Here is an 18487-nt window from a genome sequence, read left to right on the forward strand (position 1 = left end):
CCCTTAGCGCTTGAGGATCTGGTCCATGACCCAATCGGTCTTCAGCGCTTGTTCGGCCATCGCCGGATGCTCCGATTCACCACGAATATGCGCATTCATGCCCAGCACGTGATGCCACTGAATGTGTTCGTGATGGGCAATGTCCAGGCTGATCTGCTCATCGGCATGCAGCTCGACCGGATGCTCATCAAACACTGAAAAGCTGATCCGGCCGAGGCTGCCGATGATCTCGACCCGATCCTCGCGCCGATCGGCAACAAAACTCCAGCAGCCCATGCCCAGCGCCCCAGAGGCAAAGCGCCAACTGGCGCTGACCGCATCTTCCGCCGCGTACAACCCGGCCTGCCGCGCGGTGAAACCGGCGACCTCGACGATGTCGCCGAGCAAATACTGGAACAGGTCGAAACCGTGGCTGGCCAAATCCGCGAAGTAACCGCCGCCCGCTACCGCCGGGTCGGTGCGCCAGTTGTCGCGGCCATCCACATCTGCCGGCGACGGTGCCTTGGTCAGCGTCCAGCTCAAATGCCGCACTTCGCCGATCCGTCCCTGTTCCAGCCATTGCCGCACCTGCGCAAAGCGCGGCAACGAGCGACGATAATACGAAACGAACAGGTGCAAACCGGCGTCAGCAAACGCCTGCTGCATCTCGCGGCTTTGGCCGGCGTTGAGTGACATGGGTTTTTCCACGCAGCAATGTTTGCCGGCGGCGGCGACTCTCAGACTGTAATCGCGGTGGCTGTCGGGCGGCGTGGCGATGTACACCGCGTCCACCTCGGGATCGTTGATGAGTGCATCGACGTCGGTGTAAACCCGAGCGATACCGTGGCGCGCGGTGTAATCACTGACGGCTTCAAGGCGTCGGCCCATCACCGCCACCAGTGCGGACCCTGGCGCCTTGTAAAAGGCTGGCCCGCTCTTGCGTTCCGCGACACTGCCGCAACCGATCATGCCCCAGCGCACCACGTTCATCTTTAGTCCTTATGCAGAATCAGCCGATGCGCAAGGCGCGCAGATCAAGATGACCGTCCTTGAGCGGCGGGCACCAGTAATAGCCGCCGGTGATCGGCCGGCTGATGCGGTACAGGCCATCGGCAATGCCGTCTTCCAGACCGCTCATGCGCCGCAACTGGGCTTCGAAGGCATCCAGCGAGAAACCGAACGCGAGGAACATCAGCCCCGCGCGGTCACCTTCAATCCACGGCATCGAGCGACGCACGACGAACGCTTCAGGCGCAAAGCTTTCCTGCGCGGTGCGTTTGACGTGAGCGGAGACCGGCGCGTCGTCGATCTCTTCGTTATCGCTCAGGCGACGGCCCATGATGTTGTCTTTGTCGCCGGCGGACAGTTTGTGGAAACCCTTGAGGTCGTGCTGCCACTGCTGAATCGCGGCGAAGCTGCCACCGACCAGGCCTTCAGCGCCTTCGCTCTGCAACGCGGCAGCAATAGCGGCTTCGTCATGAGGGTTTTCAGTGCCGTCTTCGTAGCCGGTCAGGTCGTGACCGTCCTTGTGGCGGAAGGCTTCCTGCATCTCTACCAGACGCAAGGCCGGAGCCAGTGCAGCTTCAATGGCGCTGCAGCGATTGAGCAGGTCGCCACGGTCGACGCCGTGCAACCAGACCCACAGCGCATGCTGGGTGGACGGGTTGTTCACGCCCACGCCACTCATGGCCGGGAAACTGCGCAGACCGGCGATTTCCACGTTGAGGGCCTTGGCCAGGGATTCACCGAAACCGACCACCGCAGACTTGCCGTCCACCAGGCTCAGCAGGTTGTCGATCGCCTGCGGCAAGGCTTCAACCGACGCCAAGGCGAAAAACAAATGACGTGCTTGCAATGGAACGGGGGTGGCGAGAATGCCCGGCTGGTAGTGACTCATGTGAACTCCTTGAAAAAGTGCGCGGAGTTTACCTGTAGCCAGACAGTTTGTGTGGTTGAAGCAAGATCAAAAGATCGCAGCCTTCGGCAGCTCCTACACGAACCCCTGTAGGAGCTGCCGAAGGCTCGGGCCGCGATAGGACGATCTTTTGATCTTCTAAAGCGTCATGCTGGTCTCGACGCGCCACGCACTCGGGCTCAGCCCCGTCCAGCGCTTGAACGCCCGGCGAAAGCTGCGCACATCGCTGTAGCCGACCTCTTCGGTGATCCGCTCGATCGGCATGTCCGGATTTGCCAGCAGACTCATCGTCCGCGCCTGCCGGACTTGTTCCAGCAACGCTTCAAAGGTCAGCGCATGCTCGGTCAGCCGCCGCCGTAAAGTGCGGCTGCTCATGTTCAGGTCGCCGGCTATCTTTTCGATATGACTGCCCCGGCTCAGGTCGCGGGCGATCGCACGCTCCACGGCTTGAATCAGGTCGATTTTCTGGTGCACCTGCGCCGCTTCCAGTTCCAGCAACGCGACTGCCTGACGCAACGCCAGTGAATGATGATTGGGCAGGTTGACGTCCAGCCATTGCACATCAATCAACATGCGATTGTGCAAGCAACCAAAGCGCACTTGCGGCCCAAGCAGACGCTGATATTCATTCAGGTAATCCGGCGCCGCATGCACGAATTCCACAGCGATCGGCTTGAAGTCGGCACCCGCCAACGCGCGGCCGTACACCAGCAAACTGGCGAAAAACTCCTCGACCGCGAACACCTGCACATCAGCGAACGGCAGACGACATTCGGCATCGAGATGCACCTGATCACCGACCACATCGACGCTGGAAACCACGATCCCGCCCGAGGTGTGTTGATGGCGAATCCCCACGGCAAACGCATCGCGCAAGGTTTTACTCAGTGAAAGCACGTGCCCGAGCAGCCCCAGCGTGCCAAGTACGTTCTGCGCGCCGACCCACAGGCCCAACCCTTGGTTTGGCAGGGCTTTGAGCGCGCGCTGGATCATCGCCACGGCCTGACGATAGGAAATCCGCTGCGCCGGGTCCTGCAGATCTTCAAGGGTAAAACCCAGGCCACGGCACAGGCTTTCGGGATCGACGCCTTTGTTCTGCGCGACTTCGGCGAGGGTTTGCAGGAGAAATGGCGACACCAGCGCCAGTTCAAAGGTCGGGTCTTGGACTTTTACGTTCATGTGGGCTGACATTCCGGATCACGCTTGATTGTTATTTTTGTTACCGGTTATGTCGAAGGAAGTTAGCACAGGGTTTGTCGAGTGTCCGCAGAAGTCCCCCTAACTGTCCGCCAATACCCTGCCCCGTCGGGCCCAGAGCGCTTATTTCTATCGTGCCGGGCGACCTGCGTGCCCGCGTTGCGCTCCAAAACAATAATAATGAGGACGGATATGCACCCCAACCACGCGGCATTGCCCCTGCGTCTGGCCCTGATTTTGCTGGGCTGCACCGCGACCCTTCCGGCCCTGGCCACCGAGGCCGGCGTCGATAACATCGGTACCGGCACCGACGGCTTCTTCATGCTGCCGATGGAGGTCGACAGCCTTCCGGAAAACATGGTCGCGTTCAACGTCTACTACAACCATTACAAGGCCAGGAAGCTCAATATCAGCTCGCTGGGCGGCAAGGTGCCGAATGTCGAAATCGAGTCGACGGCGGTGATTCCGCGCATCGATTACTTGAGTCCGGTGCGGATCTTTGGCGGACGCCTGGCCGGGTACATCGCGCAACCGTGGCTGAAGCAGGAAGTGTCAGTGTTCGGCTTGAGCGACACCCGCGAAGGCATGGGCGACACCACCATCGCGCCGATCATCCTGTGGGACATGGGCAAGGACCTGACCCTCGGCGCCGCACTGGAAATCACCGTACCCACCGGCGAATACAGCGTCGATCGGCTGGCCAACACCAGCAACAATTTCTACACCTACAAGCCGCTGTTCTCCTTCACGTGGTTGCCGACCGAGCGCAGCGAAGTCTCGATGAAGACCACCTACAGCTTCAACGAGAAGAACAAGGACACCGACTACAAATCCGGGCAGATTTTCCACTTCGACTACTCGGCCAGCTACAAGCTCACCAATGACCTGGTGTTCGGCCTCAACGGCTACTACCTCAAACAGACCACCGACGACAAACAGTTTGGCCGCACCGTGCAATTCGCCGGGCAAGACGTGGACGACGGGGTGCGCGGCGAGGTGTTTGCGATCGGCCCGGCGCTGCACTTCACCTTCCTCAAATACGCCAGCGCGGAGATCCGCTGGGCCAAGGAATTTGATGTCGAGAACCGCCCCGAGGGCGAGATGCTCTGGGCCAAAATCAGTATTCCCTACGCGTTCTGACAACCACCACCGTCCCGCAGGCTTTACGTTAACTGGCTGAAAAAAAAGGGCGGCCAAACGGCCGCCCAAACGTACTACACGAGAGTCTTTTACAGCGTCAGTTGCCCACGCTCCTCCTCGGTCAACTGCTGTTTCGCCTGTTCATCCAGCGCCCCGGCGCCCAGCACTTGCACCGGACTGTTCGGGTTGTAGCCCGGCGCCGCTGCACGGCTGGCGCCATCGCGGGATGGGGTGAGTTGTTCGCTGCCGAAGCTCAACACTTGCACGGTAAACACCGACGCCTGGTTCTGCCGCGCTGCCGCCTGTTGCTGGCGCGCGACATCTTCAGCCGCTTGCGTCGCGGATGAGGCGGCGGAGCTGGCTGAGGTGATCGCCCCGGTGTTGACCGCCGAAATCACCGGCACGCCGGTCGCTTTGCCCTGCACCGAAATGTTCGCCGCGTTGACCACCGTCAATGCGGCGATGTTGACGTTGCCCGACACGCGGATCCCCGCCTCGCCCGCATCAATGGTGCCCAGCGGCGCGATCAGATCGATGTCGCCCGGCGCCACTTCGGCAATCGGGTTGAGCGTGGCAATACCGGCGCCGGTGCTCGGCACCGATGGCGACAAGGTGACGTTGCCCCAGGTGTCGTAAACCCGTTTGGGCGGTGTGTAAACCACGGTGGTTTTCGAGCCGCGACCGGCGTTGATATCGCCCTCTGCCGACCAGCCGAGGATCGAGCCGCCGAACGTGGTCATGATCCGGCTCTGGCCGAGCAAAATGCTGCCCTGCGAATAGAGCTGAATGTTGCCCGAGCCCTGGGTGATGATCCCCGCTGTGGACGGCGGCGCCGCGCCTTCGATGCCGAACACCTGACCGCCGCCCGGCGTGAGCATCTGGATGTCGCCGCCGAACAGGGTCTTGACCCCCGCGCCTCCGTACATCGTGATGTCGCCGTCATAACGGATTGGGTTACCGGCCACATCGGTGGTCGGGAACAGCGCTGCAATGGCATTGCGACCGCGCAAATAGCTGCCAGTGCGCGGGCCATCGACGTCGTTATATTCCAGGCCGCCGGCACGCAGTTCGGCGAAGTAAACCTGCCGTGCGAAGATCGCCTGCTCCGTGCTCGGCAACGCGGCGAAGAAGGCTTGCGCCTGATCTGCGCTGCCGCTGAAGCCATAACCGAGGGTCAGCCAGCTCTGCAATTCGTCGAGGTAGGTTTTGACCACTTTGCCCGGTTGCGCACTCAACGACGCATCCGGATTGGCGAGGTTCTGCGCGCTCAGGTAATGGGCAATGAACCGCGAATAATCCGGCCCCTGCGCGCCCGCTCCTGCCTGCAACACGACACTGGCGCCGGGTCGATTGTCCCCGGCCACCAGTGGCCCGAGACTGGTGATACTGGCGCGATCCTCCAGCAGAATGTTACGCCCGGCATTGATGTCGAGAAGGCCCGGGCCGGCGATGTCGAAGCTGCTGTAAAGGATGTCGCGGCCAGCCGAAACCCGGGACACATCCCGAGGGGCATTGTGGATCAGCAGATTGCCTGAAGAACTGATCTGTTCGTTATTCCAGCCCATTTCCGACGGTGCCGTGGTCGGCTGTCCGAGGTTGGCACCGGAGGCGACGATATCGCGCCCCGCCAGCATCCAGACCGGCGCTGCGCCTTCATACCAGGTGCGCATTGAGTTGGTGAAATACAAGGTTTCGCCGCTGCGAACGCCGACCAGATCACCGGTCAGCGCATAAAAGCGTGCCGGTGCCTGAACGTTGTTTGACCCGGAATACGTGTCAGCACCAAAAGCGAACAATGGATAACGCGAGTTCAGAGACGGGGCCACGCCATCGTTGCTGTAATTGCTCATCACCGGTCTGCTCGCGCTGTATTGCGCATAGCCGGTGAACGCGGGCGCGAACGGTGTGGCGATGCTCGACAGACTGGCGCCGGACTGGTTGATCGCGTAACCGCCGGCATAGATCGAATCGCCGGCGAGCATTTCCAGTTGTCCGCCGTTTGAAGGCGCCAGCAACAGCGAATAAGCCGGTGCTGCCGCATCGCCGCGGTCTTTGTATGCCGCCGACAGACCGGCATAGATCGAACCCTGAGCGGCGACTGCGCGCAACACAGATGGATAGACGAATCGCCCGTCCGTTGGCGAGGAATTGAGGCCCGGCACGGGACCCTGCGAGTAGGTCTCGTTCAACTGGGTGCTTGGCGTCAAGTTGCCGCCCGCCGAGAACAGATCAATGGCGGTGTGATCGCTCCACAAGGAGAAGCCTGTCAAGCCGCCTCCGGCGTGAAAAACGCCATCCGCACCGGTAAACGCCGTGGAGTTCTGCAACCCTACCCGGCCTGGATCGGCCGCGCCGCCCAACACCAGATCGCCGCGGGTGCTCAAGCGCATGCCCGAGTCGCCGGGAATCAACACCAGACCTCCGGAGGCACTGCCCAGCGTCGACGTAAACGGATCGAAGGCACGGGTTTCGCGAGGGTCCTGGAATTCGGCCGCCGCGCCATACTGCAAATTGATTGCCCCTAACGCCCCGCCCGAAAATTGCGCAGCACCGCGCAGGTTGATCAATGCGCCTTGCAAGTCGTGACGCGGCGCTGCAACGCCGCTTTCCCCGGCGCGTGCCAGCAATGACGGATTGAGCGCACCTGCGACGCGGATGTCCATGTCGCCGCCACCGGTGAGTTGCAAGCTGCCGTCGCTGCCTACCCGGCCGGTGCTGCCCACCGCCACGATCAGGCCCTGGCTGCGCGGATTACTCTTGCTGTCGCCCAACGGATTGAGCATGCCGGCATCGCCACCGGCGCGCAGGCTGACGTTGCCACCGCCCAGCGCGCCGAAACCGGTAAAGCCCACCAGGTAAGGGGCGGTATCTGCACCCGCATCAGGCAAAGGCTGGGTGGCATAACTGCCGAAGTTGATCCACCACGCCGTCGGCACATCGGTGTTGCCCGTGCCCTGGCGCCAGAGCCAGTTGCCCACCGACACACTGGACACCTGTTCTCGATAGTCCGCATCAGGGTTTATCCCCCGTCGCCCGACTGCATCACCCGACACCGAGCCGCCGGCATTGATTGTCAGGTTGCCCCCCAACGTCGGATACCAGGCCTGATACAGGTTGTCGGTACCGCCATTGACCCATTTTTCGTAGTCCATTCCCTTGCTGCCCAGCACCGAGCCATCGTCCGTCAGACGTCCACGCGGCTGGTTGTATCGCGGATCAATATCGCTGGACTGAGTGCCGGCGGTGTACACGCCGAAAGGCGAATTCATGCTCAGATTACCGGCCGCCAACACGTCCAGATCGCCGGTACCGGTACGCAACACACTGAACATTTGCGAGTGCGTGGTGACGGAGATGCCGCCCTTGTTGGCCACACAGGAACCGGGGTCGATGTCACACCAGAACAGGTCATCATCGATGATCGGCGTGCCTGGCTCCATGCCCATGATGTTGCCCTCCGCCCACAGGAATTTCGACGGAGCGACACAGGCGCCAGGAATCGCATCGCAATAAAACAGATCTTCCTCTTTCACCACCTCACCCGCCGGGTAGCCCAGCGGATTGCCGTCGGCCCATGTGGTGTCGAGCTGCTTCTCGACCACTTTCAAGCCGTAATGGGTATCGGCCAGGCGCAGATTACCGTCTGCGGTCAGCGGCTTCAGCGCACGGCTGTCGGCCGCGTCAAGGTCAGCACCGGCCGCCACGCGCATCGACCATGAAGAACTGCCCGGCGCCAGCATGCTCGCGACCGCCCAGTTGCTGCCCTGTTGCGTGGTGCTGGTGTAACCGCGCAGTTCAATGAATTGCGTGCCATCGGCCAGTACAACGTCGGTCATGGACGGGATCAGCGCGCCGCGCAGCAACGCCAGCGTACCGCTCAACTTCACCCCCACCACTTTATTGTCCGCGCTTATCGCACGTGGCAGCGGTACGTCTTTGGGCCAGAGCATCGCTTGCACAACGGTAGCACTGTTCAACCGGATGCCAGCCCCCAGGCGACTGCCTGCCGGCAACGTCACGCTGTCCTTGAGCAACGTGCCGGCGGCGTACATCAGGTTGCCCGAGGCGTCATGAATGGCGCCGGACAACACGGTGCCAGCGCTCACCGCGTAGTCGTTGACCAGCACGCCTTCGGTTGGCAACAACGTGCCGCTGGCCAACGTGGTTGCTTGAATCGGCAAGTCATAATTAAGCGTGGTGCCCGCCGGGAACAGCGTGCCCTCGGCCAGGTTCACGCCGGCACCCGGCACGATCAGATCGCCGCCAAACGGCTGCACACCCGGCAACAGTTTCCAGCCGGCATCGTCGACAGTTTCCGCAGGCGGTGCGAAACCGTCGTTGATGCTGCCGTAGATATCCAGGTTGCCACCGGCACGAATCACCAGATTGCCAGACTCGCCTGAACCATAGACCGTGGTCTTCTGCGTATGCGGGTTGAGGCTGGCATAACGGTAGCGGGACAGGTCGATATCGCCCTCCACCACCAAGTCGCCGTCTGCGGTTTTACTGGCGATCTCAACGCCAGGGCGCAGATGGAACGAATCGGCGTAAGTCGCGTTATTGAGACCTGCGAGTTTGCGTTGCAACAGGTCGTTGTTGACCAGCGCCGCGTCGATGAATGCGCTGCTATCACCATCGATGCGATCGAACATCGCCTGATCGAGCACCTGATAGGGTCGGCCACTGGCGGCAGGATCGACGCCATCTCGGGCGTCAGTGTAGCGGCGCATGCCGTTGAGACCGATGGAGCGTGCGCCTTGGACGGTCAGCGGACCGCTGGCATCGATGGCGATATCGTCGACGCCCAGCCGTGGTGCGTTCAACTCCAGGGTTCCGCGCAGCATCCCGTCGTTTTGCCCAGGCAATGGGCCGTTAACGGCAGCGGTGCCGTGACGCAAATCGATCCGTGCACCGGAGGTCAGCACGAGCGCGCCTTCACCGGAATTGAGCTCGACCATGGCACGGTTCGGCGCGTCGATGATCTTGCCGTAACTGTCGACCCGCAACACCCGACCATGGGCATCGAGCACGGCATTGCCACTGATCGTCAGACCGTTTTTGCCAGACAGGCGAATACTGCCGACCCGCTCGCCGCTGGCATCGACCAGCCCGCCAACGGTGAGGCTGCCATTGTCCACCGACACGTTGACTTCGCCGGCCTTGAGCCCGTCACCGATCAGCAGATCGCCCTGTTTGAGCTGCAAGCTACGGCTGCCAAACACTTGCCCGGCGTTCAAACGTTGGTTAAGTGCGGCGAACTGTTCATTCAAGTTCCCACCCAACCGTTGCGCACGAATATCCACGCCGCCGGCCTTGTACGGCACCCGCGTGCCACCGGCATCGTAATAACCGCTGCTGGCGCCGAGGATCTCGCCTTGCAGATCGACCACGCCCGCATCCGCCGCCAGCGCCACAGCACTGAGGTTGCCGGCCTGATTGTTCTGCGCCGACAGGTCGATTCGCGAGCCGGCCGCCTGACGGATATTGCCGTTGTGGCTGTAGAGCGAAACGTCACCGCCCCAGCTGTACTTTTTCACGTCATTGAACGGCAAGGTGCGCCCCGCGAGATCCAGCTGCGCATTGCCGGTCAGGGTCAAATCATCGTCAGACTTGACCACCAGTTTGCCGCTGGCCAGCGCGATACGACCATCAAGCACGACATCGCGCGCCTCAAGATTCAGTTCCCCACCCAGTGCATCAGCCGTTGCAGAACCGCCAGCGCCAGACAGGATCAGACGGTTACCGGCCTTCATCGTGTTGACCGAGGCCGCTTCACCCGTCAGCAACGGCGTGCGCAAATTCAGGTTGCCGCCACTGTAGGCGTAACCCTTGACCGGGTCATAAGCGCCCTGCTCCTGGTACACCGCGAGGCTGCCTTTGTGATTGGCCGTAATGCGCTCGCTGGCCGTCAGATTGACGTTGGCGAACCCCAAGGCCAGACGATCGTTTTGATCCAGGCCGTTGGGTTGCGGATTGGGGCCGTAACCCAATTCGATGCGCTGCGCCTGAATGTCCAGCGTGCCGCGACCGGTCCCGGCGCCGTCGCTGACCACTGCGCCGGGTGCCTGTGTGGCGCCGTTCCAGATCAGGTTGGCGGTGCGGATAGTCGCCACATCCTGAGCGTCACCCTGACCGTAGATCGCCGGAGTGGTCAGAATCAGGTTCTGCAGTTTGCTGCGCCCGGTTTGCGGGTCCAGCGTATCGAGCGAAACATTGCCGAAGAAGTTGAACGAGTCACGGGCCGTCAGGTTCAAGGATTCCAGCGCCGGCGCGCCGAATTGTGTATCGCCCTGCAACAGGCGGTCGAGCACGCTCTGGCTCAGCGTGAGGCCGACCGGCACGCGGCCCTCTGCGTCGGTCAACACCTGGGCATTGCCCACATTGATCGCGCCAACCGCCAGGGTCAGGTGCTTTGTGCCGAAACGCACCGCATCGCTCAGTTCAAACTGATTGTCGGTGGCTGCGGTAATGCTGCCGTTGGAGTAGAGGGTCGCCGGGTTAGTGCACGGTTCCAGCGAACAGGTGCCGATACGGATGCTGCCCGCGCCATCAAGACCGACTGACTTCGCCGGCGCCAGCACGCTGGTTTGGCCGTTGGACACTAACAGCAGACTGGCCTTGCCGGGGTCGTAAACAAATCCGTCGGCCGAGTCGAACGGGGCGTCGCCGCGTCCCAGCGTATTGATACCCGCACCCGCCTCAAGGGTGATGCCGCCGTCGGGTCTGCGGGTGCGCAGTACCACCTCCGGCGCAGAAAGCACGGCGCCTTCACGCAGGATGATGTTGTTTGAACTGATGTTGTCGGCGAAGGTGACAATATTGCCCCCGGAGCCGTAATTCACCGTCGGCATGGCGCCAATGGCCAGCCGTCCGCCATTCATTCGATTGAGGCTGTCGGCGTAAAGCGCAATGCCGCTGAAATCCTGCGTGCGCGAACGACCCGCCCCCAGCACCTCGATGTCGCCGTCAACTGCGCGCACAACGGCTGTACCCGCCACACCGCCCTCGATCGGTTTGAACAGCACCTGCCCGTTGAAATCCAGGGCAATGTCACGCTCCCCGCCGCTATTGAAACGCAGCTCCAGCAACTTCCCATCCATCGGTGCCAGCGCGCGCGATACCCCCAGGCGCGCGGCATCGCTTTTGATGAACTGGCTGTAGCCGGTTTCGTTGTATTGCGAGTAACGCCGCAAGACGTCGGCCGAGGTCAGAATCAGCGCGCTGGAAAGGCTGTCGCGCACACCGGTATTGGCGATCGACATCTGCCCGCTGCTGGTCCATGAACCGTTGCGCATCTGCAAGGCAGGGCTCGTCCCCGCCGCCGTGGCCTGACCGTTGACCTCGACCCGAAATGCACCGGGCAACAAGGCGAAGGTCGATGGCAGCAACGTGTAGGTGCCAGCCGCCAGACCCGGCACACCGGCACCGACAGTGATTTGCTGGCCGATGCGCGGATCGACCGCGCCCGCCTCGGCAAGCACCGGCGCATACACACTCTGATTGCCCGGCACGATGGCGTAAACCGGATTGCTGGCCAGACCCGGCAGGCTGAAAGAGCCGTCACTGGCATTGCGCACCAACGGGTTGTAGCGCGCATCGGTAGAACCGCCACGGCCGGAGACGAAGCCGGCGCCACGCAAGTCGCCACCGCCCGAGAGATCGATCACTGCACCTTGCGCCACGTCGATGTGCTGCGACAGCAAGGTCACGCCCGTCGAAGCGCCAACAATGCCTTTGAGCGCTACAGCGCTGCCGTTATAGCGATAGTCGATGCCATCCGTCGTGCCGCCGTAAGGCATGACCAGCCCGGCGGCGCTGACCGACGTGAGACTGCCCGGCAATAGCTGAACCTCTCGGGTCAGCACCGACTTGCTGTTCTCGCCCAACTGGATCAAACCGAGCGGTGCCCGCAGCACCCCGCCCTGCTCGATGTGGCTGGCGGCCAGCGTCAATTCGCCGAACACTGAGTACGGCAACGCCGAGGGCACCGCGCCGTTACCGAGAATGCGCAACGTACCGTCGGAGGGTGCCGTTTCCTGCTGGAAACCGGCGCGAACCCTGGCTCTCGCCCCGGTCACCGGGTAGATCTGCGCCGAACTGAGGTTCAGGTCGCCCGGCGCCCAGAGTTCGGTGAGTGTGCCGGTGCTGGACGCCAGAAAACGCATGTCCCCCGAACTGGCCAGAGAGACCTGAGCGAAGCCACGGCGACCGACCTGCAGCGCCGGTGCGTTGCGTTGCACAATCGACCCGAGGGTGCCGAACGACAGACTGTTGCCAATGTCCAGCAGACTCGACGTGGCGCTGAACTGCGCCGCTGACAGGTCCGGCGTTGGCGCGTTCATGACCCTTGGGCGAATCACGCCATTGGAGTCGTAATAGCGGCCCGTGCCGAGCAGACGCAGGTAAGGCGCAGACAGATTGATTCGTGCAGTGTCTTTCGAATCGTTGGCCAGCGACACGGCACCGGCGTACAGGCTCAAACTCTGATTCAGATGCAGGTCGACATCGCCGTCAAAAGAAATCAGGCCATTGCTCAACAGGCCGAGATGGTCGAAACCGCCGGCCGTCAACGCATCGGCACTCAGCCGTGCGCGGCCGTAGACCAACTGCTGATCCGCCTTACCCGGCTCAAGATCCGCCGGCAACAGAGACTCGCCTTGCTCCTGGCCAATGATCAGTTCTCTTGGCAGGCGCACGTCATTGCTGGCCAGGTTGGGATTGTAAATCGGCGTTTCCAGGGCGATGTCCAATCGACCACCGGCAGCCCCGGCACCGCCTGCCGCCGCCCGCAGATCACCGTCAATAAACAGGCCGTTGTAGGCGCTCAGGGAAATCTTCCCGCCATCCGTGGCAACCGTGGTCGGCCCCTGCCCGGCGATGTCCAGTACGGCGTGAGCACCGGACGCATCGAGACGCGCGCCGTTGCGCACAATCACATAAGCATCGGCGGAGGTGGCAGTGGCTTTCTTCGCGTCGAGTTCACCGCCGATGACGATGCTGCCGCCCTTGCCGACCTGGCCGTAGACACGGCCTAGTGCATCCACCGCCGTCGTCGCGCGACCGGCAACATCGAGCACGGCACGCTCGCCGATCCAGATGGAACGGTTGTGCGCCTGATTGGCAGCTTCCAGAGGATTCACAGCGGGGTCAGTCAAACCGAACTGTTGCTGACGAACATCGATAGTGCCGCCCCAGGCATTCAGTTCACCATTGAGCGTGATTTGCCCCGGCCCGCGCAGGCCGATGCGCTGCCCCGGATCGACACTGATGCGAGATCCCGTGCCCAGTGTCAGCGCGGTGTTGAGCGGATCGAGCAGACCGGCCTCAGTCGACCCGGCCTGCAACGACAGGCTGGCGCCGCCACGTTGAGTCAACACAGCCTTGGTCGGGTTTTCCTGAAACAGCGTCGGCGTCCACACCTCCAGCGCCGCCTGCGGATCGACGCCGCTGGCCTGCCCCGACGCCGATGCAGCGAGACGATAAACCGGCATCGTGACATCGAGCACGCTGTTGTCGGCCACCTCCAGCCCGTTAAGGCCAATCATGCTGTACGCCGAAAAACCCCTGCTGAACAGGCTCGGTGCCAGTTGCACAGTGTGCTCGGCCAGTACCTCATCGGTTTGGCCGATCAGGACCTTGTTGGCCTGTACCGACAGCGTGCCGCCGCCCGTGACACCGTAACCGCGCACATCGCCGTCGAGGATGAGCTGCGAGTTGCCTGCCGCGGTCATGGCGCTGGACTCCAGCGTCACGCTGCCGCCCTTGCCCCCGCGGATCTTGCCGTTCGCCAACAGCGCCGCACCAGAAGAAACATCCAGCAGACTGCCGACCTGGACGTCGACATCGCCACTGCTGCGGATCGAGATCAGGCCTCCGCTCAAATGAGCAAGCGCGTTGCCGTCATCCGGGTTGGTGCCCAGATTGCTCCACAGACCACGGGTATCCAGTCGCACGCCTTCAGCCACCGTGATGCGGGTGGCGTGTCCTGTTAACGCAGGAATTCGCGTGTCGGTGACCTGATTGAGCTGCAACTGATTGAGCACGTTGCCCAAATGAACACGGCCGCCACGGGCCGTCAGGTCAGCATTGACCTGCACATCCGGCCCGTACAGGGTGATGTCGCCACCGGCATCGACCTTGATTGCATCGTTAACGTCGATCACATCCCTGGCCGCGACTTTGAGCGCTCCCAACGTGAACCCGTTGAGCTGCCCGGCGTCGAGAAACAGCTTGCCCTTGCGCACTTCGGACACTGCCGCGAGCAGGTTTTGATCATTGCCATCGACAGGCTTCTCGCCGCCAATCTGTACCTGGTCGAACGTCGGGTTGAGGCCGTAAAGCAAGCTGCCCGCCGAGGCGACATAGGCCGGATCATAACTGCCGACGATCAGTTGCCCGCGCTTGGCCACGGCCGTCTGGCTCTGTTCATAGCCGTCCAGCGCAGCGCGTGGGGTCTGGGTCTGGCGTTCACCCTGATAAGCCTCGCCAAGCATCTGCCCGTTGAGCACTGCGTTGCCGGTCGCAATCACCAGTTGCCCGGCATCGCGGCCCACGGTGTAGCCCGACTCGACACGCGTGCTCGGGGCGATCAGCGGGGTGTAGTAATAATCGGTCTGTCCCCAGCGCTCGCTGCTGTCTTCATACCCCTTGTAAAAACCGTCGTAGAGCATGTCGCCGGGCGCTTGCGAAACTTCATGCAGGCGGCCATCGGCGCCACGCAGCCAGCTTTGACGAATCTCGCCGCTCTGCACATCCAGCGTGCCGCCGGACAGGTTGATCAGCGAACCGTTCTCGGTGACCACATCGTTGCCGGCGAAACTGACCATGCCGCCCTGGGCCATCCATTCACCGACGCGGTGGCCCTGCGTGCCGAGATAACCTCCGACTTCAAGCAAGCCACCGGCGGTGTACCAGCGATCCGTCGCGTAGCCGTTAGTGCCCGCCGGCACATACACCAGCTCACGCACATCAACCCACACATCATTGCTGTTGAGCGCGCCTTTCTCGCGATTGACCGACGCATCACGCTGTTCGTTACCTTGCACGTTGATCTTGATGTTGTTGGATTCCATCGCGACTTTTACGCCGATGGCACCCGATACATCGATCATCGCGCCGTCGCGCACCAGGCTGCGTCGCCCCGCCGTCACAGCCACCTGGCCGCCGGTGGCGAGGGTGATCGAGCCATTCTGGAATTCGACACTGCCGCCACTCTGGATCTCGACACGCGACTGGTCGCCGCGCACTTTATTGTTGGCGTTGACGCCGGTCAGCGCGGCTTTGTGCTGACTGTCGAGCGCCGTCAAATCACTGCTGTCGAGCATGATCGCCGTGGCGCTGCCCTGGCCCAACGTTACGCTGCCGGCGGTGTCGGTCGCCGGGTTGAGCAAGTGAATGGTGCCGCGCGTCGCCACCGACGTGCTGGTCAGCAGCACACCGTTTTGCTGCACCTCATGGCCCGTCAGGGTGATGTCGCCCGTGGCCGCCTGAATCAAACCACTGTTGCCGACCTTGCCGGCACTGCTGCCGGCCTTGAAGCCCGGAGTGACTTCGTTGCCAAAGGTCGTGGAGAAGCTGTTGCCTTCGGTGCCCGAACCTTTGCGGATATAGAACCTGTCACCGGCGCCCAGTACGGTCTGGCCCTTGGCGGTGTTGATGCTGCCGTCGTTCTGCACCTCGTTGCCGAGCAGCAAGGCATAGCCACCGGCGTCGGTGGACGTCGCCGGTTTGTGGGTTGCAATCGACGCGCCGCGCTCGACCAGCACCTTGCCGGCCGCATCGGTGAAGGTCGGCTGGCTGCCGCTGCTGTCGAAGTACAGGCCACGGTCACGAAACTGGATATCGGTGATGTTCGCCGCGGCCGCCACCAGGTTGCGCACATTGACCTGGCTGGTGCCGCTGAAGACGATGCCGTTGCGGTTGATCAGCATCACCGTGCCGTCGCCCTTGATCTGGCCCTGAATCTGGCTGGCCCGTGCACTCGGATCATTGACCCGGTTGAGCACTGCCCAGTTGGATTGCTGGGCGAATTCGACCGTGGTGTTGCGGCCGACGTTGAAGGTTTCCCAATTGAGGATCGCCTTGTCGGCGGTCTGCTCGATGCGCACGTTGGTCTTGCCGTCGGCCTGGGTCTGCTGCGGGCCTTTGGCGTTCTGCCAACCCTGCGCAAGGCTGTTATCGACCTTCAAACCGCCCTCGCCCAGACCGTCCGGCACAAACTGCACCGAGCCCAACGCCGTCGCACGCCCGGCTGCCTGAGCGGCCTGTTGCGCAGCAATGGCTGCCACGGTGTTGTTCAACGTCTGAATCGAGCGCTGCAACTGCTGATTGGCTTTCTGTTGCTGCGCCAATGGCGGCGTCATGCCCGGCAGGCCGCCAGTGCTCGGCCTAGCAGCGCCGGCTTGCTGCGCAGCGCCCTTGGCGGCGAACCAGCCTGAGCTGAACGCAGTTTGCGCGTGCGCACTGCCCGCCACCAGACACAACGCCACGGCCTGCGCCAGCGGCTTGAGCAGCCACAGTGCCGGGTCGGCATCACGCTTGAGAGTCTGGACATGGGTACGTCGACGGGATGGGCGAGCGAGCATCACTACGAGATCCTTTTTGGTAGCCGCGGGTCGGCAACAACCTGCTGTTAGGACATAGGCGGTTGGCGAGAGGCGCGACCGAACGGATGTCACACAAACTTCATGTTGGGGGAGTAACTGCGCTGGAAACGGCAAAAAAAATGGCAGCCCCAAAAGGGACTGCCATTCGTACAGCGGACTAGATGCGAAGTCTTACAGCGGACGACCAATACCGTTGCAGATGCTGGCGTTGTTGATGTCCAGGTTGTTGCCGGCGGTGTTGGTGATGAAGTTGGCGGTCACAGCGTTTTTCCAGTTGGTCGGAACCACGCTGAAGCCGTGAGCCACGGTCGCTACGGCGTTACCCGGCACGCTGTAGTGTTTGGTCAGGAAGGTCTTGATATCAGCGGCCACGGTTGCATCCTTGTAGCACTGGCCGAAGACAAGGTTGGTGTAGGCAGCGATTGGATAACCGCTGACTGGGTTGGCGACCACCGGAGCCCACTGGGCAGGGTTGGATGGCGCGAGTGGCAGAGCAACCGAAGACAACGCGGCAGTCACGTTGGCAGGCGTCGGTTGCACACCGTTGACGCGGGAAACCACGGCGTTGCTGCCGGCATTCACGCCGTCCGGGCCGACATAACCGATGGAGCCGTCAACAGCGTTCACGGCAATGGCGACGTCAGCCGTGTTGGCCACGCCCACGAAAGACAATGGCAGCGGGGTACCGGCTGGCTTCAGGGTGTTGGCGAATGTGGTGGTGACGGTAAATTTGGTTGGGCAAACCGCATTCAAGTGACGCGTGAGGATTTCCGAAGTGCCGCTGGAAGTGGTGCGATACACGACGCGGATCGGCGTGGCGTCAGCAGAACCCAGCAATTGGCCCCACGTGGTTTTAGTGCCCGAGAACACGTCGCACAGCTGAGCGCTGGTCAGGTTCAGAGCGGTCTGGCCGGATTTCTTGTAAGGGATGGCAACCGAAGTGGCCACCGAAGGCAGTTGGATCAGCGGGCCGTAGGAAGCGCCGAAGGCGCCGTTGTAGGTGCTGATTTCCGAAGCGCTGAGCACCGAGTCGCTACCGGCGAAGTGTACCGAACCGGTGGTGTTGAACAGTGCCGAGTTGTTGCTCAGGAAAGCGGTTTTGCCAGTGCCGCTGCCAGTGCCCAGGTAGCTGAAATTGGCTGGCAGGATGCTATTGGCAGAACCTTTGTACAGAGCGGCAGGCAGAGTCGCGCCACCACCGGTTACGTTAGCGGCCATGGCCTGGGCGGATGCCAGAGCGGCGACAGTCAGTGAGGCTGCGATCAGAGTGCGCTTGAACATGAAGAATCTCCTTTTCAACGGGGGTTGTGAACACAGGGTTTCAGATTGCTTGCATGACACTGGAAAGACTCACCGCTGACCTTTGCAAGCCTGGCCCGTGGTTAAGTCGCACTGAGAAATTCGCAGTTTCCGGTGACAGATAAAGGAAAAAACCTCGGGAGCTGCGCGGTGATTTTCGTCAAGGTTTCTCGGGTGTTTGCGCAAGTCGAAGGTGTGTCTGGATCAAGTGTTTCGCGCAATCGGGCTGGAGCCGTTGAAGGGCCGTTGCAGATGACAGAAAGGAGAACCCGAGGATGGCGGGGTTGGGGCTCGGGTGGTAGGCAGACCGGTGAACGTTATTTGAGAAATTTGTCGGCTGGATTGGCCCTTT

At 62.0% G+C, this 18487-nt stretch carries 6 protein-coding genes; 1 reads left to right on the forward strand and 5 read right to left on the reverse strand.

Features of this window, described 5'->3' with window-relative positions:
• Positions 1 to 3: 3 nt before the first annotated feature.
• The 3 genes from AB4P97_RS11260 to AB4P97_RS11270 form a co-directional block, all read right to left on the reverse strand.
• The gene (locus tag AB4P97_RS11260; protein ID WP_395602653.1) at positions 4 to 969 is read right to left on the reverse strand and encodes a Gfo/Idh/MocA family protein; all 966 of its coding nucleotides are present in this window, start codon (positions 967 to 969) and stop codon (positions 4 to 6) included.
• 19 nt (positions 970 to 988) lie between these two features.
• Positions 989 to 1876, reverse strand: coding sequence for a Dyp-type peroxidase (locus AB4P97_RS11265; RefSeq protein ID WP_395602654.1), 888 nt, complete (start codon positions 1874 to 1876; stop codon positions 989 to 991).
• Between the two features lie 156 nt (positions 1877 to 2032).
• A complete protein-coding gene (locus tag AB4P97_RS11270) occupies positions 2033 to 3073 on the reverse strand; it encodes an AraC family transcriptional regulator (protein WP_395602655.1) in 1041 nt (346 codons plus the stop codon).
• Positions 3074 to 3283: 210 nt separating this feature from the next.
• On the opposite strand from AB4P97_RS11270, the gene AB4P97_RS11275 reads away from it, so the two are divergent.
• The gene (locus AB4P97_RS11275; protein ID WP_395602656.1) at positions 3284 to 4231 is read left to right on the forward strand and encodes a transporter; all 948 of its coding nucleotides are present in this window, start codon (positions 3284 to 3286) and stop codon (positions 4229 to 4231) included.
• Between the two features lie 89 nt (positions 4232 to 4320).
• Here the strand turns inward: AB4P97_RS11275 and AB4P97_RS11280 are convergent, their stop codons facing one another.
• Positions 4321 to 16815 carry a filamentous haemagglutinin family protein gene (locus AB4P97_RS11280; protein WP_395602657.1) on the reverse strand — a complete coding sequence of 4165 codons (12495 nt, stop codon included), beginning with the start codon at positions 16813 to 16815 and terminating at the stop codon, positions 4321 to 4323.
• A gap of 192 nt (positions 16816 to 17007) precedes the next feature.
• Entirely contained in the window at positions 17008 to 18117 is a 1110-nt protein-coding gene (locus tag AB4P97_RS11285) for a substrate-binding domain-containing protein (protein WP_395602658.1), read from the reverse strand.
• Positions 18118 to 18487 lie beyond the last annotated feature (370 nt).

The organism is Pseudomonas sp. A1230 (assembly GCF_044218825.1).
GTDB classification, from domain to species: domain Bacteria; phylum Pseudomonadota; class Gammaproteobacteria; order Pseudomonadales; family Pseudomonadaceae; genus Aquipseudomonas; species Aquipseudomonas iridis.

What these genes read in the sequence shown, in the direction of transcription:
- AB4P97_RS11285 (WP_395602658.1), bottom strand. Translation starts at nt 18,117, where the DNA reads ATGTTCAAGCGCACTCTGATCGCAGCCTCACTGACTGTCGCCGCTCTG.
- AB4P97_RS11270 (WP_395602655.1), bottom strand. Translation starts at nt 3,073, where the DNA reads ATGAACGTAAAAGTCCAAGACCCGACCTTTGAACTGGCGCTGGTGTCG.
- AB4P97_RS11265 (WP_395602654.1), bottom strand. Translation starts at nt 1,876, where the DNA reads ATGAGTCACTACCAGCCGGGCATTCTCGCCACCCCCGTTCCATTGCAA.
- AB4P97_RS11275 (WP_395602656.1), top strand. Translation starts at nt 3,284, where the DNA reads ATGCACCCCAACCACGCGGCATTGCCCCTGCGTCTGGCCCTGATTTTG.
- AB4P97_RS11260 (WP_395602653.1), bottom strand. Translation starts at nt 969, where the DNA reads ATGAACGTGGTGCGCTGGGGCATGATCGGTTGCGGCAGTGTCGCGGAA.
- AB4P97_RS11280 (WP_395602657.1), bottom strand. Translation starts at nt 16,815, where the DNA reads ATGCTCGCTCGCCCATCCCGTCGACGTACCCATGTCCAGACTCTCAAG.